The sequence below is a fragment of the Enterobacter cloacae complex sp. SHL021 genome, assembly GCF_049237765.1.
In the GTDB taxonomy this organism is placed as follows: domain Bacteria; phylum Pseudomonadota; class Gammaproteobacteria; order Enterobacterales; family Enterobacteriaceae; genus Enterobacter; species Enterobacter cloacae.
The window spans coordinates 17,549-39,144 of the sequence record NZ_JBMKJG010000007.1 but is presented as its reverse complement, the minus strand read 5'-3'; the positions used below and the strand labels follow the sequence as shown (position 1 = coordinate 39,144).

20 protein-coding genes are annotated in these 21,596 nt (G+C 58.4%); 9 read left to right on the top strand and 11 right to left on the bottom strand.

Annotated features, from left to right (window positions below; genetic code table 11):
* Positions 1–51 precede the first annotated feature (51 nt).
* Together ACOTZF_RS08705 and ascF are read right to left on the bottom strand one after the other, a co-directional pair.
* On the bottom strand, positions 52–1,476 hold the full coding sequence (locus ACOTZF_RS08705) for a 6-phospho-beta-glucosidase (protein WP_038420482.1): 1,425 nt from the start codon (positions 1,474–1,476) through the stop codon (positions 52–54).
* Positions 1,477–1,494: 18 nt separating this feature from the next.
* Positions 1,495–2,946 (bottom strand): PTS cellobiose/arbutin/salicin transporter subunit IIBC, encoded by a 1,452-nt coding sequence (ascF, locus tag ACOTZF_RS08700; RefSeq protein WP_013098459.1) that lies wholly within the window; start codon positions 2,944–2,946, stop codon positions 1,495–1,497.
* Between the two features lie 215 nt (positions 2,947–3,161).
* Between ascF and ACOTZF_RS08695 the strand changes: the two genes are divergently transcribed.
* From ACOTZF_RS08695 to ACOTZF_RS08680, 4 genes are all read left to right on the top strand, one after another.
* Positions 3,162–4,175 carry a LacI family DNA-binding transcriptional regulator gene (locus ACOTZF_RS08695; RefSeq protein WP_029883949.1) on the top strand — a complete coding sequence of 338 codons (1,014 nt, stop codon included), beginning with the start codon at positions 3,162–3,164 and terminating at the stop codon, positions 4,173–4,175.
* Between the two features lie 134 nt (positions 4,176–4,309).
* Positions 4,310–4,855 (top strand): electron transport protein HydN, encoded by a 546-nt coding sequence (gene hydN / locus ACOTZF_RS08690; RefSeq protein WP_014833044.1) that lies wholly within the window; start codon positions 4,310–4,312, stop codon positions 4,853–4,855.
* A gap of 6 nt (positions 4,856–4,861) precedes the next feature.
* Positions 4,862–7,078: a carbamoyltransferase HypF gene (gene hypF / locus ACOTZF_RS08685; RefSeq protein ID WP_129253255.1), complete on the top strand. Its 2,217-nt coding sequence runs from the start codon at positions 4,862–4,864 to the stop codon at positions 7,076–7,078.
* A 1-nt stretch (position 7,079) separates the two neighbouring features.
* Positions 7,080–8,102 (top strand): HoxN/HupN/NixA family nickel/cobalt transporter, encoded by a 1,023-nt coding sequence (locus ACOTZF_RS08680; RefSeq protein ID WP_129253253.1) that lies wholly within the window; start codon positions 7,080–7,082, stop codon positions 8,100–8,102.
* A 286-nt stretch (positions 8,103–8,388) separates the two neighbouring features.
* Here ACOTZF_RS08680 and norW read toward each other — a convergent pair whose 3' ends face one another.
* Both norW and norV read right to left on the bottom strand, forming a co-directional pair.
* Positions 8,389–9,522, bottom strand: coding sequence for an NADH:flavorubredoxin reductase NorW (norW, locus tag ACOTZF_RS08675; protein WP_129318073.1), 1,134 nt, complete (start codon positions 9,520–9,522; stop codon positions 8,389–8,391).
* The gene (gene norV / locus ACOTZF_RS08670; protein ID WP_129253251.1) at positions 9,519–10,961 is read right to left on the bottom strand and encodes an anaerobic nitric oxide reductase flavorubredoxin; all 1,443 of its coding nucleotides are present in this window, start codon (positions 10,959–10,961) and stop codon (positions 9,519–9,521) included. Before norV ends, norW begins: the two co-directional genes overlap by 4 nt.
* Before the next feature lie 185 nt (positions 10,962–11,146).
* Between norV and norR the strand changes: the two genes are divergently transcribed.
* Positions 11,147–12,661: a nitric oxide reductase transcriptional regulator NorR gene (gene norR / locus ACOTZF_RS08665; protein WP_129253249.1), complete on the top strand. Its 1,515-nt coding sequence runs from the start codon at positions 11,147–11,149 to the stop codon at positions 12,659–12,661.
* Here norR and gutQ read toward each other — a convergent pair.
* The 7 genes from gutQ to srlA form a co-directional block, all read right to left on the bottom strand.
* Positions 12,658–13,623: an arabinose-5-phosphate isomerase GutQ gene (gene gutQ / locus ACOTZF_RS08660; protein ID WP_013098450.1), complete on the bottom strand. Its 966-nt coding sequence runs from the start codon at positions 13,621–13,623 to the stop codon at positions 12,658–12,660. The two genes, norR and gutQ, sit on opposite strands and share 4 nt — an antisense overlap.
* Positions 13,616–14,389: a glucitol operon DNA-binding transcriptional repressor SrlR gene (gene srlR / locus ACOTZF_RS08655; RefSeq protein WP_013098449.1), complete on the bottom strand. Its 774-nt coding sequence runs from the start codon at positions 14,387–14,389 to the stop codon at positions 13,616–13,618. The genes gutQ and srlR overlap by 8 nt, the downstream gene beginning before the upstream one ends.
* Before the next feature lie 63 nt (positions 14,390–14,452).
* On the bottom strand, positions 14,453–14,812 hold the full coding sequence (gene gutM, locus ACOTZF_RS08650) for a transcriptional regulator GutM (protein WP_129253247.1): 360 nt from the start codon (positions 14,810–14,812) through the stop codon (positions 14,453–14,455).
* Positions 14,813–14,879: 67 nt separating this feature from the next.
* Positions 14,880–15,659 carry a sorbitol-6-phosphate dehydrogenase gene (gene srlD, locus ACOTZF_RS08645; protein ID WP_013098447.1) on the bottom strand — a complete coding sequence of 260 codons (780 nt, stop codon included), beginning with the start codon at positions 15,657–15,659 and terminating at the stop codon, positions 14,880–14,882.
* 14 nt (positions 15,660–15,673) lie between these two features.
* On the bottom strand, positions 15,674–16,036 hold the full coding sequence (gene srlB, locus ACOTZF_RS08640; protein ID WP_045294924.1) for a PTS glucitol/sorbitol transporter subunit IIA: 363 nt from the start codon (positions 16,034–16,036) through the stop codon (positions 15,674–15,676).
* Between the two features lie 12 nt (positions 16,037–16,048).
* Positions 16,049–17,008, bottom strand: coding sequence for a PTS glucitol/sorbitol transporter subunit IIB (gene srlE, locus ACOTZF_RS08635; protein WP_129253246.1), 960 nt, complete (start codon positions 17,006–17,008; stop codon positions 16,049–16,051).
* The gene (srlA, locus tag ACOTZF_RS08630) at positions 17,005–17,568 is read right to left on the bottom strand and encodes a PTS glucitol/sorbitol transporter subunit IIC (RefSeq protein ID WP_095428016.1); all 564 of its coding nucleotides are present in this window, start codon (positions 17,566–17,568) and stop codon (positions 17,005–17,007) included. Before srlA ends, srlE begins: the two co-directional genes overlap by 4 nt.
* A 273-nt stretch (positions 17,569–17,841) precedes the next feature.
* On the opposite strand from srlA, the gene mltB reads away from it, so the two are divergent.
* From mltB to ACOTZF_RS08610, 4 genes are all read left to right on the top strand, one after another.
* Entirely contained in the window at positions 17,842–18,942 is a 1,101-nt protein-coding gene (gene mltB / locus ACOTZF_RS08625; RefSeq protein ID WP_023620633.1) for a lytic murein transglycosylase B, read from the top strand.
* Positions 18,943–19,184: 242 nt separating this feature from the next.
* Positions 19,185–19,838 (top strand): metal ABC transporter ATP-binding protein, encoded by a 654-nt coding sequence (locus ACOTZF_RS08620; RefSeq protein ID WP_100168035.1) that lies wholly within the window; start codon positions 19,185–19,187, stop codon positions 19,836–19,838.
* The gene (locus tag ACOTZF_RS08615) at positions 19,835–20,695 is read left to right on the top strand and encodes a metal ABC transporter permease (protein WP_062935042.1); all 861 of its coding nucleotides are present in this window, start codon (positions 19,835–19,837) and stop codon (positions 20,693–20,695) included. The genes ACOTZF_RS08620 and ACOTZF_RS08615 overlap by 4 nt, the downstream gene beginning before the upstream one ends.
* Positions 20,696–20,709: 14 nt before the next feature.
* A complete protein-coding gene (locus ACOTZF_RS08610) occupies positions 20,710–21,588 on the top strand; it encodes a metal ABC transporter substrate-binding protein (protein WP_029883886.1) in 879 nt (292 codons plus the stop codon).
* The last annotated feature ends 8 nt before the right edge of the window (positions 21,589–21,596 follow it).

The window sequence follows — 21,596 nt, the reverse complement described above, 5'->3', positions numbered from 1 at the left end:
TACACCCTCTCCCCTGTGGGGAGAGGGCCGGGGTGAGGGGGAAGCAACAGGCTACGCCAGATCCCCCCCGTTACTCGCAATCACCTTCTTATACCACCAGAACGATTTCTTGCGTTTGCGCTCCAGCGTGCCGTTTCCGGCATCGTCGCGGTCAACGTAGACAAACCCGTAGCGCTTGCTCATTTCGCCCGTTGAGGCCGCCACCAGGTCAATGCAGCCCCAGGTGGTATAGCCCATCAGCGGCACGCCGTCCTCAATGGCATCGCCCATCGCGCGGATATGCTCGCGCAGATAGCTGATGCGGTAGTCATCGTTAATTTCGCCGTTTTCATCAATGACATCTTTTGCGCCGAGGCCGTTTTCCACCAGGAACAGCGGTTTCTGATAACGGTCGTACATCATGTTCATGGTGATGCGCAGGCCGAGCGGATCGATGCCCCAGCCCCATTCGCTCACCTGAATATGCGGGTTGCGCAGGGATTTGACGATGTTCGCCGCATTGGTATTGTTCGCGTTCATATCGGCCGACGCGCAGCGCGAGGCGTAATAGCTGAACGACACAAAATCGACGGTGTTTTTCAGCATTTCGTCGTCGCCCGGATCTTTCACAATCACCACCCCTTTTTCGCGGAACACGCGGGCGGAGTAGGCCGGATAGCTGCCGCGCGCCTGCACGTCGATAAAGAACAGGTTCTCGCGATCTTTCTCCAGCGCCATCCATACGTCTTCCGGCTTGCAGGAGTAAGGGTAGAAATTCCCGCCCGCCAGCATGCAGCCGACCTGGTTTTCCGGGTTTACCTCGTGGGCGATTTTGGTCGCCAGCGCGCTTGCGACCAGCTCGTGGTGCGCGGCCTGGTATTTCACCTGATCTTCGTTTTCACCTTCTTCGAACACCAGCCCCGCGCCGGAGAACGGGCTGTGCAGCATGATGTTGATCTCGTTGAAGGTGAGCCAGTATTTCACCAGACCGTTAAATTCTTCGAAACAGGTGCGGGCGTAGCGGGCGAAGAAATCCACCATCTTGCGGTTGCGCCAGGAGCCGTACTCCGTCACCAGATGCATCGGCACGTCGAAGTGGCACAGGGTGACCAGCGGCTCAATGTTGTACTTTTTGCACTCTTCAAACACCGCGCGATAGAAGGCAATGCCCTCTTTGTTCGGCAGCGGTTCGTCGCCGTTCGGGTAGAGGCGGCTCCAGGCAATCGAGGTGCGGAACACCGTAAAGCCCATCTCCGCCATCAGGGCGATGTCCTCTTTGTAGCGATGGTAAAAATCGATCGCCTCGTGGCTTGGGTAAAACTCGTCGTCACGCAGCGAAAAACGCTTTTCCTTACCAAGCTTCACCGCCAGGCGGTTTGCGCCGTGAGGGATCATGTCGACCGTGGTCAGCCCTTTGCCGCCTTCACGGTAAGCGCCTTCGCTCTGGTTGGCGGCAAGCGCGCCGCCCCATAAAAATCCTTGTGGAAAAACAGACATTTCTACCTCGTTATACGGTTAAACTTGTGCGGTTTTGGCCTGCACCGGCGCGCTCTGCAGGGCGCGGGCTTTTTCAGCCTCGTCTTCGACCGGGATATCTTCAAAGCCTAATATCAGGGTCAGCACGAAGGAGAGCACGACCGCCAGCGCCATGACGCCGAATACCCAGACAATGGTCATCGGGTTGGCCGGATCGAAGAACTGCACGCTGGTAAACAGCCCCGGCGCCGCCATTGAGTGGCTGGCAAGCCCCGCAATACCGGCCACCGCACCACAGATAAAGCCGCTAATCAGGCTGGCAATCAGCGGGCGTTTCAGGCGAACCGCCACGCCGTACAGCGCCGGTTCAGAGATGCCCGCCATGATGGCGGAAGCCGCCGCGGCCAGCGCCGTCTGACGCAGCTCCGGGTTTTTCGTTTTCCATGCCACCGCCAGGGATGAACCGCCGAGCGACAGGTTGGCACCGATTTCCGACGGCATCACCATCCCCTCTTTACCCGTTTCGGCAATGGTCTGAATGATAGTCGGGGTAAAGACGCGGTGCATCCCGGTCATGACCAGCAGCGGCCAGAGCGCGCCCATGATCGCCACGGAGAGCCAGCCCAGATAGCCGTGGATGGTGTAGACCAGCGCGGAGATGGCGCTGCCGATCCAGATCCCCAGCGGCCCAATCAGCACGATGGCGAGCGGGGCGGCAATCAGCACGATCAGCATCGGCTTGAGGAAGTTTTTCGTCACCGCAGGCGTAATGCGATCCACCCAGCGTTCGATATACGACAGGCACCAGGTCATCACCAGCGCCGGGATCACGGTGTAGGTGTATTTCACCGCCGTCACCGGGATAAACGCGAATTCGACGTGCTCACCCTGCGCGGCTTTCGCCATCAGCTCGATAAAGCTCGGATGCACCAGCACGCCTGCAATGGCGATCGCCAGCGACATGTTGGTTTTGAATTTCACGGCGGCAGATGCTGCCACCATCAGCGGCAGGAAGAAGAACGCCCCGTCGCCGATGACGGTCAAAATGGTGAGCGTCGGCGCGCCTTTCTCCAGCACGCCGGTCATCTCAAGGATCATCGCCAGCAGCTTGACCATCGAGCCGCCGATGATCGCCGGGATCAGCGGTGACATGGTGCCAATCAGCGCGTCGAGGATCCCGGCACCGATGCGGCGCAGGGTCAATTTCTGTGGGCCTTCCGGCACGGCAGGCTGGAGGTCGGTTGGCAGCAGGCTCACCACCTCACGGTACGCCTGAGAAACGGTATTGCCGATAATCACCTGGCACTGGTTGTCGTTACGTACCACGCCCAGTACGCCGCTGATATTTTTCAGGCGTGCGGTATCGGTAGCGGTTTCGTCTTTCAGGACGAAACGCAGTCGCGTCATGCAATGGGTGACGGCGACGATGTTGTCTTTGCCGCCAAGCGCGCTGACAACGTCTTGCGCCAGCGCGGCATAATTTTTGGCCATCGGATGTGATCCTGTTGTCGTTGTGAGAGTATGTAGGAAACCGGTTCCACATAATCATCATGAGTTTCTTTGAATGAAACAAGATCGCATTTTGACCATTTTTTCATTTCGTGATGGCGATCACCAGACGGTTCAAAAAGCGTGAGCGCGTCGTTGCGACAATTGTTTGGCAGTGCAGTACACTGCGTGCCATCAGTATGAAAGGGAATAACAACATGACCACGATGCTTGAAGTGGCGAAGCGGGCAGGCGTTTCGAAAGCGACGGTTTCCCGGGTGCTGTCGGGGAATGGCTATGTCAGCCAGGAGACCAAAGACCGGGTGTTTCAGGCCATCGAAGAGAGCGGCTATCGCCCCAATTTGCTGGCGCGCAACCTGGCGACCAAACGCACCCAGACGCTGGGACTGGTGGTGACCAACACCCTGTATCACGGCGTCTATTTTAGTGAGTTGCTGTTTCACGCCGCCCGCATGACGGAAGAGAAGGGGCGGCAGCTGATCCTGGCGGACGGCAAGCACAGCGCCGATGAAGAGCGCGAAGCCATCCAGTACCTGCTTGATATGCGCTGTGACGCGGTCATTATCTATCCGCGTTTTCTGAGCGTGGAAGAGATGGACGAGATCGTCGAGAAATACGAGCAGCCGATCATGGTACTGAACCGTCGCCTGCGTAAAAACAGCAGCCACAGCGTCTGGTCAGATCATAAAGCCTCCTGTCAGGAAGCGGTGTCACAGCTGATTGAGAAAGGGCACCGTGACATTGCGTTTATCACCGGCTCGCTGGATTCGCCCACGGGCGTGGAGCGTCTCTCCGGCTACAAAGATGCCCTGGCGCAGCACCAGATCCCGCTGCGTCCGACGCTGATCGCCCACGGCAAATGGAACCCGGCCAGCGGCGCGGCGGCCGTGTCTGAGCTGCTCTCGCGCGGCGAAACCTTTACCGCGCTGGTGGCGAGCAACGACGATATGGCGATTGGCGCCATGAAACAGCTTCACGACAGCGGCGTCGCCACGCCTGATGCGGTGTCGGTGGTAGGCTTCGACGATGTGGCGATTGCGCCCTACATCGTGCCCTCGCTCTCCAGCGTGCGTATTCCGGTCACGGAGATGATTAAAGAGACCATCAGCCGCCTGATTTTTATGCTCGACGGCGGCGAGTTTAAATATCAGCAAACCTTCTCGGGTGAGCTTATCCTGCGCGACTCTGTCATCGACGGCCCGCACCGCTGATGTCGACAGCTGTCATCGTCAGAAGTGACGATGACAGCCCCGGTGTCATTTACTAAATCACTATAAATCAACGAGTTAAAAACTGGCACGGTTTATGAATATCTCCGCGCATGACTGTAATGCTGGAGAAGCAGATGAACCGTTTTATTATGGCTGATGCCAGTAAATGCATTGGCTGCCGTACCTGTGAAGTGGCGTGCGTGGTGTCTCATCAGGCGGAGCAGGATTGCGCTTCGCTTACGCCAGAGACCTTTTTGCCGCGGATCCACGTCATCAAAGGCGTGAATATTTCCACCGCCGCTATCTGCCGTCAGTGCGAAGATGCGCCGTGCGCCAACGTCTGCCCTAACGGTGCAATCAAACGTGAAAAAGGCTTTGTGCATGTGATGCAGGCGCGCTGTATCGGCTGTAAAACCTGCGTGGTCGCCTGCCCGTATGGCGCGATGGAGGTGGTGGTTCGTCCGGTGGTCCGCAACAGCGGCATGGGGCTGAACGTGCGGGCGGAAAAAGCCGAAGCCAACAAATGCGATCTTTGCTATCACCGTGACGCCGGTCCGGCCTGTATGGAGGCCTGCCCGACACACGCGCTGGTTTGCGTGGATCGCGATAAGCTCGAGCAGATGAGCGCCGAAAAGCGCCGTCGCGCAGCGTTCGATACCACCTCATCTCTGCTGTTCTGATCCGTCATGGGCGGTAACGGCGTACAGTTGCGGGTGCGTGGCAAGGTGCAGGGCGTGGGCTTTCGGCCCTTCGTCTGGCAACTGGCTCAGGCGCTGCAGTTGACCGGCGATGTCTGCAACGACGGAGAGGGCGTGCTGGTGCGCCTCGCGGGTAATGGGGGGCATTTCACCGCGAGGCTGCGCCAGGACTGCCCGCCGCTGGCGCGCATCGAGAGTATCGACACGCAGCCGTTCCACTGGTCAACGCTGCCGGAGACATTCACCATTCGCCACAGCGCGGGCGGAGCAATGGACACCCAGATTGTACCGGATGCCGCCACCTGTCCCGCGTGCCTTGCGGAGATGAACGACCCGCACGAGCGCCGCTATCGTTACCCGTTTATTAACTGCACCCACTGCGGCCCGCGTTTTACCATTATCCGCGCCATGCCGTATGACCGCCCGGCCACGGCCATGGCGCCATTCCCGCTCTGCTCGCCGTGCGAAACGGAATACCGCAACCCTGCGGACCGACGTTTTCACGCCCAGCCCGTGGCTTGCCCGGACTGCGGGCCTGAGCTTGAGTGGCGTGCGGCCGATCGGGTTGTCACCCGCGAGCTGGCGCTGAACGCGGCGGTGCAGATGCTGAAAAACGGTGGCATCGTGGCTATCAAAGGGCTGGGCGGATTTCATCTGGCCTGCGACGCGCTTAACCCGCAGGCGGTGGCAATGCTGCGGGCACGTAAGCAGCGTCCGGGGAAACCGCTGGCGGTGATGATCCCGAACGCCGACGGCCTTCCGCAGCCGGTGCAAACACGGCTGCGCTCGCCTGCCGCGCCCATCGTGCTGATCCCCAAAGCCTGGCTGCCGACCTTCCCGGACGACATCGCGCCGGGCCTGGATAGCCTCGGTGTGATGCTCCCGGCCAATCCGCTGCACCATTTGCTGATGCAGGAGACGCAACGCCCGCTGGTGATGACCTCCGGCAACCTCAGCGGCAGACCGCCTGCCATCAAAAATCCCCAGGCGCTGGAACAGCTCGCAGAGATTGCTGACGGTTTTCTGCTCCATAACCGCGACATCCTGCAGCGGATGGACGATTCCGTACTGGATCAGGACGGGGCCATGCTGCGTCGGGCGCGCGGTTTCGTGCCGGATGCCATCACGTTACCCGCCGGTTTTAGCTCTGTTCCCTCTATTCTGGCGACCGGTGCCGACATGAAGAATACCTTCTGTCTGGTGCGCGGTAACCAGGCGGTGCTGAGCCAGCATTTTGGCGATCTCAGTGACGACGGTGTCGAGGCCCAGTGGCGTTCAGCACTGTCGTTGATGCAGCAGATCTACGCCTTTCAGCCAGAGCGGCTGGTGTGCGATGCCCATCCTGGCTATCACGCCCGGCACTGGGCACAGGAGCAGGCGCTGCCGGTCGATACCGTACTGCATCATCACGCGCATGCCGCGGCCTGCCTTGCCGAAAACGGCTGGCCGCTCGACGGTGGCGACGCCATCGCCCTGACGCTGGACGGGATCGGCATGGGCGAGCACGGCGCGCTGTGGGGCGGGGAGTGTCTGCGGGTGAACTACCTTGAGTGCGAGCATCTGGGCGGCCTGCCCGCCGTGGCGATGCCGGGCGGCGATCTCGCGGCCATGCAGCCCTGGCGAAATCTGCTGGCACACTGTCTGGCGTTTGTTCCTGACTGGCAACGCTACCCGGAAACCCGTGCCGTACGTTCGCAAAACTGGCCGCTTTTAGCGACCGCCGTTCAGCGCGGCCTTAACGCGCCGCTGGCGTCGTCCTGCGGGCGGTTGTTTGATGCGGTGGCCTGTGCTCTGGGTATTGAAACACAACGCTATGAAGGCGAAGCCGCCTGCAGGCTGGAGGCGCTGGCCGCGCAGTGTCCGGGTGTTGAGCACCCGGTGACGCTTCAGGTTGAAAACCTTGCGCTCTTCTGGCGGCAGTGGCTGGCCTGGCAGGCGCAACCCTGCGAGCGCGCGTGGGCCTTTCACGACGCGCTGGCAAAAGGGCTGGCGGCGTTAGCCCGACACCATGCCCGACGCCTGTCGCTCTCTACCGTCTGTTTCAGCGGCGGCGTGTTGCATAACCGCCTGCTGCGGGCGCGTCTGCGGGTACACCTCTCTGATTTCACGCTTCTTTTTCCCCATCATCTGCCTGCGGGTGACGGGGCTATCTCCTTCGGGCAGGCGGTGGTAGCCGCAGCCCGGTCATGTTCAAAAAGGATGTAAAATGTTACGACGCTTACGCAATGAACCTCGCGCCGCGCTCCTGCTGCTGGCGCTGGTAATAGCTAATCTTCTGGCGTGGGGCTGGGCGTGGAACGCCTTTAGCAGCAGTTCTGCGTTAATGGCCGCAAGCCTGCTTGCCTGGTGCTATGGGTTGCGTCACGCGGTGGATGCTGACCACATCGCGGCCATTGATACCGTGACACGCAAGATGATGCAGCAGGGCAAGCGCCCCTCAGGCGTCGGGGCGTGGTTCTCACTGGGGCACTCCACCATTGTGGTGCTGGCCTCCATCGCCATAGCCGCGACGGCGACCGCGTTTCAGAAAAATATGGCCTGGTTTCATGAAACCGGCAGCCTGATTGGCACGGCCGTCTCCGCGACGTTCCTGCTGGCGATGGCGTTAGTCAATATGGTGATTTTGCGCGGCGTCTGGCGCAATTTTCAGGCGCTGAAAAACGGGCAGGCGGTGCAGGGAGACATCTCCCTCCCGGCGCAGGGCGGAATAATGAACTGGCTGTTTGGCGCGACTTTCCGCCTGGTCAACAAAAGCTGGCAGATGTATCTGGTCGGTTTTCTGTTCGGGCTTGGTTTTGATACCGCCACTGAAATCGGCGTGCTCGGGATCTCTGCCGCCAGCGCCTCAAACGGTATGTCGGTGTGGTCAATCATGATCTTCCCGGCGCTTTTCGCCAGCGGCATGGCGCTGGTGGATACCCTCGACAACCTGCTGATGGTGGGGGCTTACGGTTGGGCATTTAACAAGCCGCAGCGCAAGCTCTACTACAACATGACCATTACCGGTACCTCTGTGGTGGTGGCGGTGTTTATCGGCGGGCTGGAAGCGCTGGGGCTGCTGATGGAAAAATTTGCCCTCAGCGGCGGCATCTGGGATCGCATTGGTGCCGTCAACGATAACCTCGGCAACGCCGGTTTTGTGGTGGTCGGGCTGTTTGTCGCCTGCTGGCTGATCTCCATGATCAACTATCGCTGGCGCGGCTACGACGCGCTGGTCATACATTCCTGAGTGCTGCGCTAAAACCATTGTGTTTGAGGGGTAAAATCGCCATGATGTCGTTCCGGTAAAGCGAAGCAGGGTGCCGTTTTGCTGGAAAAATGGAATGCATATCTTGCTGTTTATGAAGGTTTTCACTCTTTTATATTCAGTCAAATAATAAGTTAAGGACAGATGGCGATGATTTACCTCTTTTGTATTTATCTTGCTAATAAATTACGTAAAAAAAAGCCCCGGGACATCGGGGCTGCGGCTAATAAAATCCCAGGGTTAAGTAAGCGTGGTAAAAGGTTAAGGGTTAAGCGGGCAGCGATTTCAGTAGCGCGAAAGCCTCCTTCATCCGATCTTCGCTAACCACAAAAGCGCGGAGCTGGCCATCGGCGTCAGAGCCGCGCGCGACCATTCCCTGAGCTTCCACAGCGATCTGCCAGTTCAGATCCTGGCGCTGGGTTTCACCTGCCAGATGCAGCGGCAATGCTGGCGTTTTCACCTTCACCAGCATGGCCGGTAATTTCAGCGGCGCGCTGTTGCCGAGCAGGTTTTTTGCCAGATACATGGCGCTAAGCTGGATCGGCTGCAGGAAAGCCAGTACCTGGCCGTTGATTTCCGCGCAGTCCCCCAGGGCGTAAATGTCGGGCTGCGTGGTTTGCAGGTAGCTATTCACCTTCACGCCACGGCCTGTTTCAGCGCCTGCGCGGTGCGCCAGCGCCGTTTCCGGGCGCAACCCCGTCGCGGCAACCACTACATCGACTTCCAGGCTGCGATGGCGGTCAAGCGTCGCGCGAATGCCGCCTTCGGTTTCGGTCAGATGTTGCAGTTGCGATTTTAACAGCAGATGCACGCCCATGTCGGTCAGACGGTGCTGTAAGCGACTGCTTACTTCTGCAGGCATCAAGGCCGACAGAATGCTTGCCGCGTGGTCGACCAGGGTGACGGCTTTACCCGCCCGACAAAAATCCATTGCCAGCTCGGTGCCAATCAAACCGCCGCCAACAATCATTACCCGTTTTGCATCACGAAGCTTCGTTTCGCTGGCCCGATACTCCTGCTGGCTGTTGAGCGTCATCATCAGCTCGCGGCCGGTAACCGGCGGCACGAACGCAGAGGCCCCCGTCGCCAGCACCAGCTTGTCGTACTGCCAGGTTTTATCTTTCGCTTTTACCACGTGGGCATCGGCGTCAATATCGGTAACCCAGGTGTACGGAAACAGACGCAGGTTGAACTGCTCCGCGAACTCCCCCGCCGTCTGGCGGGTGAGATCGTCGGCGCGCTGGTTCAGGCTAATCACATGGCTTAAATCGGGCTTGTTGTACTCGTCCATGCTGTCGGCCGCGATCATCGTCAGCGGCACGTTAGCGTCTTGTTTGCGGATATTTTTCACCAGCTGGCGGGCGGCAAAGCCCGAGCCGATGATGACGATACCGTTGCTCATTTTGCCTCCGTTGCCAGTTCGTCAAAGACGTCTTTTCCGAGGGAACATTCCGGGCAGAGGAAGTTGTCCGGCACCTCACTCCACGGCGTACCTGGAGCCACGTCCTGCAACGGCTCGCCCAGTTCCGGGTCGTAGATCCACTGGCAGACGCTGCACTGCATGCGTGGACCGAGATCGGCGCTGGCTGCCCCGGCACAGGTTTGCGGCTGTTCGGCGGGGAGTGCTGCGGCCCCAGGAAGCGGTGCAAGCGCCCACTGACGAGCAATATCGCGGCCGTGCTGACGACAGACTTCCAGCGCGTCAAGATCCGGGCGCCATTTGGCCTTCAGGCTCATGGACATCTCAAAACCGGCATCCTGCAGGCGGGTGGAGAGACGATCTACCGCGCCGCCGCTCCAGCCGTGGGAGCCAAAGGCGCTGGCACGTTTGTTACGGAAGCGCAGGCCGGTCATCTCTTCCACCAGGCCAGCAATTTTCGGCATCATCACGTTGTTCATGGTGGAGGTGCCCACCAGCACGCCCTTAGAGCGGAAGACGTTGGTGAGGATCTCGTTTTTATCGCTGCGCGCCACGTTGAAGATTTTCACCGCCACGTTTGGGTCCACCTCGTTGATGCCCTGGGCGATGGCGTCTGCCATCATGCGGGTGTTGTTGGACATGGTGTCGTAGAAAATCGTGATGCGGTCTTCCTGATAATCCGCCGCCCATTTCAGGTACAGCTCAACGATCTGGGTGGGGTTTTCACGCCACACCACGCCGTGGGAGGTGGCAATCATATCCACCGGCAGGTTGAAGCCGAGGATCTCGGTGATTTTGGGCGTCACCAGACGGCTGAACGGGGTCAGGATGTTTGCGTAGTAGCGCTGGCACTGTTCAAACAGCTCGGTCTGATCCACTTCATCGTTAAACAGGCGTTCGTCGCAGTAGTGCTGACCAAAGGCGTCATTGCTGAACAGCACCGAATCGCCGGTCAGGTAGGTCATCATGCTGTCCGGCCAGTGCAGCATCGGGGTTTCTACGAAGATCAGCTGTTTACCGTTACCGATATCCAGCGTGTCGCCGGTTTTCACGGTGTGGAAGTTCCACTCCGGATGGTGATGGTGACCGTTGATGGAGTCGATGGCGTTGGTGGTGCAGTAGATTGGGGTATCCGGAATGTGGGACATCAACTCGGTCAACGCCCCGGCGTGATCCTCTTCCGCGTGGTTGATGATGATGTAGTCGATGTCGTTCAGATCGATTTCACTGCGCAGGTTCTGCACGAACTCGCGGCTGAATTTATGATCGACGGTATCGATCAGTACGTTTTTACCTTCACGAATGAGATAGCTGTTATAGCTGCTGCCGCGCAGCGTTTTATATTCCGTTCCGTGAAAATCACGCACTTCCCAGTCACGTTGACCAACCCAATGAATGTTATTTTTAACCAGAATAGACATAGCAACCTCAAATAATACGGCGTGTTGAAAAAGATGTTTTGTCTATATCAACTTGCGTGCCAACTTTTATTTTATTGATTTTTATGAATTAATTTTTTATCCCCCCCCGAATGGGTAGTCATTATGACTATCGTTAAAGATGTCAATATGACACTATGTATTGTCAAAATGACAGCGAGGCAGACATGAGCTTTTCCGTAGACGTGCTGGCGAAAATCGCCATTGAACTGCAAACCGGCATCGGGCATCAGGATCGTTTTCAGCGGCTGATCTCCACGCTGCGCCACGTGCTGGACTGCGATGCTTCGGCGCTGCTGCGCTACGAGGGACGGCAGTTTATTCCGCTGGCCATCGACGGGCTGGCGCAGGACGTGCTCGGGCGACGCTTTACGCTGGAAGGCCACCCGCGGCTGGAGACCATCGCCCGGGCGGGTGACGTGGTGCGTTTTCCGGCAGACAGCGATCTGCCCGACCCGTACGACGGCCTTATACCCGGACAGGAGAGCCTGAAGGTGCACGCCTGTATCGGCCTGCCGCTGTTTGCCGGACAAAACCTGATTGGGGCGCTGACCCTCGACGGCATGTCGCCGGACCAGTTCGATACCTTCAGCGACGAAGAGTTGCGCCTGATTGCGGCCCTGGCGGCCGGGGCGCTGAACAATGCTCTGCTGATTGAACAGCTGGAAAGCCAGAATATTCTTCCCGGCAGCCCGGCGGCGTTTGAACAGGTCGCGCATACGGAGATGATTGGCCTCTCGCCAGGCATGGTGCAGCTCAAAAAAGAGATTGAGATCGTCGCGGCATCCGATTTGAACGTGCTGATCTTCGGTGAGACCGGCACCGGTAAAGAGCTGGTGGCGAAATCCATTCACGAAGCTTCACCGCGTGCGGCCAACCCGCTGGTCTACCTTAACTGCGCCGCACTGCCGGAAAGCGTGGCGGAAAGCGAGCTGTTTGGTCACGTCAAAGGGGCATTTACCGGGGCCATCAGCAACCGCAGCGGCAAGTTTGAAATGGCCGATAACGGCACGCTATTCCTCGATGAAATAGGCGAGCTTTCGCTGTCGCTGCAGGCCAAGCTGCTGCGCGTATTACAGTACGGTGATATTCAGCGCGTGGGAGACGACCGCAGCTTACGGGTCAACGTGCGCGTGCTGGCGGCAACCAACCGCGACCTGCGCGAAGCGGTGCTGAACGGCAATTTCCGCGCCGATCTGTTCCATCGTCTGAGTGTTTTTCCGCTTACCGTGCCGCCGCTGCGCGAGCGTGGGGACGATGTGGTGCTGCTGGCGGGTTTTTTCTGCGAACAGTGTCGGCTCAAAATGGGCTTGTCGCGCGTGGTATTAAGCCCGGGGGCGCGAAGCCATCTGCTGACCTACGGCTGGCCGGGTAATGTACGCGAGCTGGAGCACGCCATCCATCGCGCGGTGGTGCTGGCGCGGGCGACGCGCTCGGGGGATGACATCGTGATTCATGCGCGCCATTTTGCCCTGCATGATGAAAATATACCGTCCGTGAAGCCCGCTGCGCCTGAAAGCGTGAACGAGAATCTGCGTGAAGCGACGGAAGAATTTCAGCGTCAGATGATTACCCGCGCGCTGGAACAGAACAACCGGAGTTGGGCGGCGTGCGCGCGGGCGCTGGAAATGGACGTCGCCAACCTGCACCGGCTGGCGAAGCGTCTGGGACTGAAGGGTTAAATAATGCCTGCCTGGTAGAAATCCTGCAGGTTGATGGCGCCGCACAGACGGCCAGCGTCATCCACCACCGGCGCGGCGGTGATTTTACGTTTCATCAGCACCTCTTTGGCTTCAATGGCGCGGCTGTTGGCATTCAGCGTTAACCCGCCAGAGGTCATCGCTTCTGAGACGCGTGCCTCCAGCTTGCCGCCGCCCACCAGCCAGCGGCGCAGGTCGCCGTCGGTAAAGACGCCTTTCACCTGGCGCGTATCGTCGCAGACGGCGACCAGCCCCAGCCCGGTGCGGCTCAGCTCCAGCATCGCGTCCATCACGCTGGTGTCGAGTTTGACCTGCGGGATGGCATCGCCAGAGCGCATCAGGTGATGAACATTATTCAGCAGCCGTGCGCCGAGCGCCCCGGCAGGGTGTGAACGGGCGAAATCTTCTTCATTGAAACCGCGCGCCTGCATCACCGCCATTGCCAGCGCATCGCCCATCATCAGGGTGTTGACGGTGCTGGAGGTGGGGGCGAGGTGCATCGGGCAGGCTTCGCGCTCCACGGCAATATCCAGCACCGCTTTGGCCGCCAGCGCCAGCGGCGAGCGGGATTTACCGGTCATGGCCAGCAGGGCGATCGATTTTTCCTGCAGGCGCGGGATGATGAGGTCCAGCTCTTTGGCCGAGCCGGAGTAGGAGATAAACAGCATCACGTCACGGCTTTCAATCATCCCCAGATCGCCGTGCAGGGCTTCAGCCGGGTGCACGAAGAACGCCGGTGTCCCGGTGCTCGCCAGCGTTGCGGCAATTTTTTTGCCGATGTGGCCGGACTTGCCGATCCCGGAGACAATCACTTTGCCTTCACACTGGATGATAGTGTTGGCGGCGCGGACAAAATCGTCGCCCAGCCGTTCCGGCAGGCGGCTGGCCTCCTGTAGCTCCAGCATCAGGGTCTGACGGCCTGCGTTTAACAGAAAATCACTCATCTTTTTCTCCCGTTACGATCACATCGATGCCTTTCTCTTCCAGCGCTTTTTTGAACGCCGGATCGATCCCTGCGTCGGTAATCAGCGTATCGACGCTTTCAAGGCTGCAGACAATGTTGGGGCTTTTACGGCCAAACTTCGAGGAGTCCGCCATCAAAATGACTTCCCGGGCGGCGTTGCACATGGCTTTACTGACGCTGAACACCTCGTTGAACGTGGTGACACCGGCGTTCAGATCGATGCCGTCGGTGCCCATAAACAGTTTGTCAAAGCTGAAGTGCTCGAAGGCATTTTCCGCCAGCTGGCCGTGAAAGGACGCCGATTTCTTACGGAAGGTACCGCCGGGCATCAGAATGGTTTGTTCGCTGTCGAACTCTGCCAGGGCGTTGACGATGTGCAGACTGTTGGTCATCACCGTGATGTTGTTAAAGCGGTTGAGCAGCGGGATCATCTGCAGGACGGTGCTGCCCGCATCAAGAATAATGGAGTCACCATCATGGATAAATTTCACGGCGGCTTCGGCAATCAGCGCTTTCTGGTGGGTGTTGATCAGCGTTTTGTGATCGATAGGAGGGTCGGCTTCATCTTTGTTGAGCATTACTCCACCGTAGGTTCGAATGACCGCGCCTGCGTTTTCGAGCAATACCAGGTCCTTGCGTATCGTTGTGCCGGTGGTGTCAAAGTAGTGGGCCAGCTCTTCTACTGAGCATTTTCCCTGCTTTTGCAGATGCTCAAGAATGGCCGCCTGCCGCTGACGAGGTTTCATAGGCGCTTCGTTCCTTACGTTGCGAAATGATAATTTCGCAAGCTTATCGCGTTCACAACGAAATTATCCATGTTTCAATTTAAGCGCTAATGATAGTGCATTCTGACAGAGTGGATCGTGGGGGAAGATCACATCAGGCTGTAATTCCTGCAACGATATGCCGTTAATTGCCTGAATTTTCACCGGGCGGGCAAACACCGTCATTCCGCGCATGATGAGGGAGTCGCATACCCGGTTCTGTTCATCCAGCGCAATTGCAACCACGACGCGCGGTTTAAAGCGCCCCCCGGAGCGCCCGACGCCCACGCGGCCCTTCTGGCACAGGGCGTCAAACGCGCGGTTAAACTGATGGATCTGCCAGCCGCCGAATACCATCTGGCAGATCCAGGCGAGGGCGGCGACGGTGATGAGTGCGGTTACCATATCGGCTCCTTGTTATATTCCCTCTCCCGGTGGGAGAGGGGTAGGGTGAGGGCATCAGCCTGCTCGATCAGAACATCACCTGCCCACCGGTGACGTTAATCGACTGGCCGGTGCAGTACGAGGCTTTCGGACTGGCGTAAAACAGCAGCATGTTCAGCACGTCCTGATAGTCGCACCCGCGCTTCAGCGGCACTTTGTCGATGTAATACTGCTCCACTTCGTCTTCTTTGATGCCAAGCTTGGTGGCGTATTGAGGTAGCAGCGACTGGAACATTGGCGACTTCAGCAGGTTGCCCAGCATCAGCGAGTGAACGGTAATCCCGTATTCGGCCAAATCCAGCGCCAGAGACTGGGTCAGCCCTACGCCGCCAAATTTCGCCGCGCTGTAGCCGGAGTTATGCTTACTGCCCACTTTGCCCGATTTGGAGTTGATCTGAATGATGCGCCCCTGAATGCCGTCGCGGATCATCAGACGGGAAAACTCGCGGGCGCAGAGGAAGTAACCCACCAGATTCACCTGCAGCGAGCGGTCAAAGTCCCCCAGTTCGAAATCGCTGATAAACGCCGCTTTCGCGATCCCTGCGCTGTAGACCAGCAGGTCGGTACGGCCAAAAATCTCGTCTACCCCGCGAGCCAGCGCCATGACGCTCTGCTCGCTGGTAGCATCGGCACCAAACCCGTACGCCATCCCCTCACCAAACTCGGTGTTGATGGTATCCGCCACGCGGGCGGCTTTCTCACTCTGAATATCCACTACCGCCACGCGGTAACCTTCTGCGGCAAGCCCACGGCAGAGAAACTCTCCTAAGGTTTGTCCTCCACCAATGACAACGGCAACCTGACTCATAACGCTCTCCTTAATTACGCAACAAATTTTAATGTGCAGCCTGGGGTAACAGCCTGCGGAACCGGCCCCTCCACGTGAACCGTGCCGGGATACTCTGCCTGCGCCTGGCCATCGAACCGCAGGGTGATGTGGCCCAGCTCGCGCAGGTTTTGCTCGGCCACGTCGCCCACGGCAGTGACGGCATAGCGGGTGTCACCCAGCTCCAGCTGGCTTCCTGCCTTTAACGCTCCGTGCAGCTCGCCGTGGCAGTGGATAAAACAAAACTCTTCGATATCTGCCGGTGCACCTTCACGGAAAGTGATCAGCATCTGGTCGCTGAGCGCATCGGCCGCGCTCTGGCCGATGCGGGTGATGGTGGTCTGATAAATCACGGTCATCGCAGGAACCTCTTATTGATAAATAAAGCCGGAAACGAACCAGGCAATCAGCACCGTCGGTGCGCCCGTCAGGAAACGACTGACCAGCACAGACGGCACGCCCACGCGTACGGTGTCCTGGCGCGCTTCGGCCAGAGACAGGCCAACGGGAATGAAGTCGCAGGCTGCCTGAGCGTTAATGGCAAACAGCGCAGGCAAAGCCAGGTGCGGAGGAATGTTGCCCAGACCAATCTGCACGCCAATCAGGACGCCGATGACCTGAGCAATCACCGCCCCCGGCCCGAGGAACGGCGACAGCAGCGGGAAGGAGCAGATCAGCGCCAGCGTCACCAGACCGAGCGGGTGGCTGGCAAGCGGGGCGAGGCCGTGGGCGATCCAGTCTCCCAGACCGGAGGCCATAATGATGCCGATTAACGCGGAGACGAAGGCCATAAACGGCAGAATGGTTTTTAGCACCGTGTCGATGGTGTCGCGCCCGGACTGGAACAGTACCGCCACGGCGGATCCCATTCCCATGCCGACCTTCGCCAGCAGGCCGTCGCTCTGCTCGGTGATCTTCTTACTGGTGTCGTAATCACGCGGTGCGGCTTTTTGCGGCGCGGAAGTGCCATTCACCAGCGTGATGTTGTCCTCCTTCACGCCTGAGACATAAATGTCTTCGAGGATGTACTGCGCCAGCGGTCCTGATTTTCCGGTGGAGTGAATATTCACCGTCGGAATGCGACGCTTCGGATAGAGGCCGCAGCGCAGGGTGCCACCGCAGTCGATAACCGCCACGCCGATTTCCGCCTCCGGTGGTTCGCCTTCTTTGAAACCGTCGACTGCTTCCCAGCCGGTCAGCTCGCGTAGTTTGTCGACAATCGTCGGGCGTGTGCCTGCGGTGATATAGACGATTTTTTTGCCTTCGGTGGCGTCGAACTCCAGCGGGCCGCCCCAGCCACCCGTACCTTTCTCAATGCGGATCCGGCTCATGCTGTGGCTCCTGACAAATGAACGCGTTGCTCAAGCTGGATGCCCATTTTTTTCTCAAAAATGGTGGTGGTGAGATCGGTCACCCAGCCACGGAAGAAGTTGGTGACCAGGCCGACCAGCAGATAGCTCACCGCCAGTGGGCCGAGCGGCAGGCCAAGCGTGGTCAGGCCGCTGGCAATGCCGAGATAAACAAACAATTCCCCCGGGTTGATATGCGGGAACAGGCCGTTCATGGAGTGACAGCTATATGAGGCGGCGGCGTAATAACTCGGCTTGTATTTTTCTGGCATAAAGCGGCCGAGGCTTAAGGTCATGGGGTTGCAGAAAACGAAGGTTCCAATGCAGGGCAACAGCAGGTAACGGGATAACGGGTTCCCGGCACAGCGTTGGGCGAAGCGTTCAATGCGTTGCTGGCCGATAAAATTAATCAGCGCGTTCATGATCACCAGCAGGCTGATCAGCAGGGGCAGGATCCCGGTCACCATGCCGGTGAAGACTTCTCCGCCTTTCTGAAATAGCCCGATGAACCACTCGGCGCCTTGGGTGATGGTTTCTATCATTCTTCTCTCCTGTGAGGCTTTTCTTGTTTTGTATTACCGGGACTAATAATAATCACTTTGAAAGGTTTTAAAGTGTTAATCAGATCTCACAATGAAAGAAAAATGGATTATTTTGAAAGTTAATGGGCAGGGGAGACGCATTTTGGTTGAAAAAAGCGCAGATTTGCGTTGAGGAGCGTAAAGATTTGGTGGTAAGGCGCGTACCGCTTCCTTGAGGTGTTGCGGATGCTTTACCATACTGGGTTCTTATCGAACCCGTTAAATGGATGTCCCATGTTCAAGCGTCGTTATGCAGCGTTGTTACCTGCGCTTATTTTGCTGTCCGCCTGTAGTAGTAAACCCAAGACTGAAGCCGCTGTGCAGACGGCTGGCGCGCCTTCAGGAGGATTCCTGCTGGAGCCGCAGCACAATATGATGCAGATGGGGGGCGACTTCGCGAATAACCCGGCGGCCGAACAGTTCATCGATAAAATGGTGAGCAAACACGGCTTTGACAGACAGCAACTGCATGAAATCTTGTCGCAGGCGAAACGTCTGGACTACGTGCTGCGCCTGATGGACAGGCAGGCACCGTCAGCGCAGGTGCCAACCGGGCCAAACGGTGCGTGGTTGCGCTATCGCAAACAGTTTATTACCCCGGACAACGTGCAAAATGGCGTGGTGTTCTGGAATCAGTATGAAGATGCCCTCAATCGCGCGTGGCAGGTCTACGGCGTGCCGCCTGAAATCATCGTCGGCATTATTGGTGTGGAAACGCGCTGGGGCCGCGTGATGGGCAAAACGCGCATTCTTGATGCGCTGGCCACGCTCTCGTTTAACTATCCGCGTCGTGCCGAGTACTTCTCTTCCGAGCTGGAAACCTTCCTGCTGATGGCGCGTAACGAACAGGATGACCCGCTCGATCTGAAAGGGTCGTTTGCCGGAGCGATGGGCTACGGCCAGTTTATGCCCTCTTCCTACAAACAGTATGCCGTCGACTTTAACGGAGATGGTCACATCAACCTGTGGGATCCGGTGGACGCCATCGGCAGCGTGGCGAACTACTTCAAGGCACACGGCTGGACGCCGGGTGGGCAGGTTGCCGTGCAGGCTAACGGCGAAGCGTTTGGTCTGGAAAACGGCTTCAAAACCAAATACAGCGTTGCGCAGCTGACGGCGGCAGGTTTAACGCCAACGCAGCCGCTGGGTAATGTCGATCAGGTGAGCCTGTTGCGTCTGGATGTAGGAACCGGGTATCAGTACTGGTACGGTATGCCAAACTTCTACACCATTACCCGCTATAACCACAGCACGCACTATGCGATGGCCGTGTGGCAGCTGGGCCTGGCGGTATCGCAGGCGCGTGTCCCTGCGGCATCGCCGTTTAGTCAGTAAGTCGCTTTATTCCTCCCTCTCCCACGGGAGAGGGGAATTTTGCAGAAACATTTCGCCACACTCCCTTTGCAAACGCGCCATTTACATCTCAATCGCCTTTCATTATTGTTACGTTATAACATTTAATGTGGTATCAACATGTCAACGTCCCTTTTCTCTTTGTCTGCGGCAGTTAGGTTTCTGCTGGCGCTGGTGATTATCGTGTTTATCGGGCTGGCCGTGCGCTGGGCGGTGGCATTGCCATGATTGTCATGAATGAACTGATTGCGGGTTACGACCACATGCCCGTTACGCGCGCCTTGTCGGGCGTGATTGAACGCGGAAGCATGACCGCCATTATCGGGGCCAACGGATGTGGAAAATCCACGCTGCTCAAAACGCTCGCCGGGTTTATTCCGCCGGTGAGCGGCCGTTTTCGCTGGCAGGAGAAACGCCCGGTGATTGGCTGGCTGGCACAGCGTCACGCGCTGGAGGCGCAGTTTCCGCTGACGGTGCAGGATGTGGTGAGTATGGGCTGCTGGCCGCGTGTGTCGCTCTTTTCCGGCTTTCGTCGGGAAACACGCTCGCGCATTGCCAGCGCGCTGGAGCGTGTCGGGCTGGACGCCATGGCGTTATCTACCATCGATGCACTCTCCGGCGGCCAGTTTCAGCGCATGCTGTTTGCGCGGATCCTGGTGCAACAGGCGCCGCTGGTGATGCTGGATGAACCTTTTACCGGCGTCGATGAAGCTACCTGTAACGTGCTGATGGACCTGATGCTCGAGATGTACATGCAGGGCCAGACCCTGCTTGCGGTATTGCATGACAGCGAGCGCGTATCGCGTCATTTTCCGCAAACGCTACGGCTGGATACGGCTATTCCGCACTGGAAAACCGAGCGGGTGAGGGTGGCATGATCTGGCATCTCTTCTTTCAGCCGTTTATCGAATACGGCTTTATGCGTCGCGCGCTGGTGGTGTGCCTGGCGCTGTCCGTCAGCACCACGACACTGGGCGTATTTCTTCAGCTGCGCCGGATGAGCCTGATGGGCGATGCCCTTTCACACGCCATTTTACCCGGCGTTGCGGTGGGCTATCTGCTGAGCGGTATGTCACTGCTGGCGATGAGCATCGGCGGGTTTATCGCCGGGATCGCCGTGGCGCTGGTGGCCGGGCTGGTCAGTCGACGTACGCCGCTCAAAGAGGATGCCAGTTTTGCCGGGTTCTATCTCGGCTCGCTGGCGCTGGGCGTGACGCTGGTGTCGCTGCGTGGTTCGAACGTCGATCTGCTGCACCTGCTGTTTGGCTCCATTCTGGCGGTGGATAACGATGCCGCGCTGTTTGTGGCTGGCGTATGCATCTTCACGCTGGTGACGCTGGCGGTTTTCTATCGTGGACTGGTGACCGAGGCGTTCGATACCGCCTGGCTACAGGTTAACGCCCGCTGGCTGCCAGGCCTGTTGCACGGGCTGTTTCTGGCGCTGCTGGTGCTTAACCTGGTGGCCGGATTTCAGGTTCTCGGCACGCTGATGGCCGTCGGGCTGATGATGTTGCCGGCGGTGGCGGCACGCTGCTGGGTGCGCACCCTGCCAGGGTTGCTCTGCCTGGCGGGCATCAGCGGCGTTTTTTGCGCATGGCTGGGGTTAAGCCTCTCCTGGGCGGTGAGTTTACCCGCCGGGCCGTCCATCGTGCTGACCGCCAGCGCGCTGTTCTTTATTTCTGTTTTATTTGGCACACGAAGCCACCTGGCTGGCAGCCTGCGTGCGCTTTTTTAACGCAAGGGGAAATGATGAAACGTACAGGGTTAATAATGGCGCTCGCGCTCGGGATGTTGTCACAGGGCGTAATGGCGAAAACGCTTAATGTGGTCACCAGTTTTTCCATTCTGGGAGACATCACGCGTGAGGTAGGGGGAGACCGGGTCAATGTGACCACGCTGGTGGGGCCGGACGGCGATCCGCATACCTTTGAACCGTCGCCGAAAGACAGTGCGGCGCTCAGCAAGGCCGATGTAGTGGTGGTGAACGGTCTGGGGCTGGAGGGCTGGCTCGACCGTCTGGTGAAGGCCTCCGGATTTAAGGGCCAGCTGGTGGTGGCTTCGACCGGGGTGAAAACCCACACGCTTGAAGAGGATGGAAAAACTGTGACCGATCCGCATGCCTGGAACAGCGCGGCGAACGGGGCACTGTATGCGCAAAATATCCTTGCCGGTCTGGTAAAAGCCGATCCTGAAGATAAGGCGGCGCTGGAGGCCACCGGTCAACCCTATATCGCGCAGCTTATGCAACTGGACAGCTGGGCCAAAACGCAGTTCAGCCAGATCCCGCAGGTAAAACGTAAAGTCCTCACCAGCCATGACGCCTTCGGCTACTTCAGCCGCGCCTATGGCGTAACCTTTATTGCGCCGCAGGGCTTGTCGTCAGAGAGCGAAGCCAGCGCAGCGCAGGTGGCTGAGATTATCAATCAGATTAAAGCGGACGGGGTGAAAACCTGGTTTATGGAAAACCAGCTCGACCCGCGCCTGGTTAAACAAATTGCCACGGCCACCGGTGCGCAGCCGGGGGGCGAACTTTACCCGGAGGCGCTGTCGGCCAAAGGCGGCGTGGCGGATACCTACGTTAAGGCGTTTCGCCATAACGTAAATACCCTCGCCAGGAGCATGAAGTAACCTTTTCT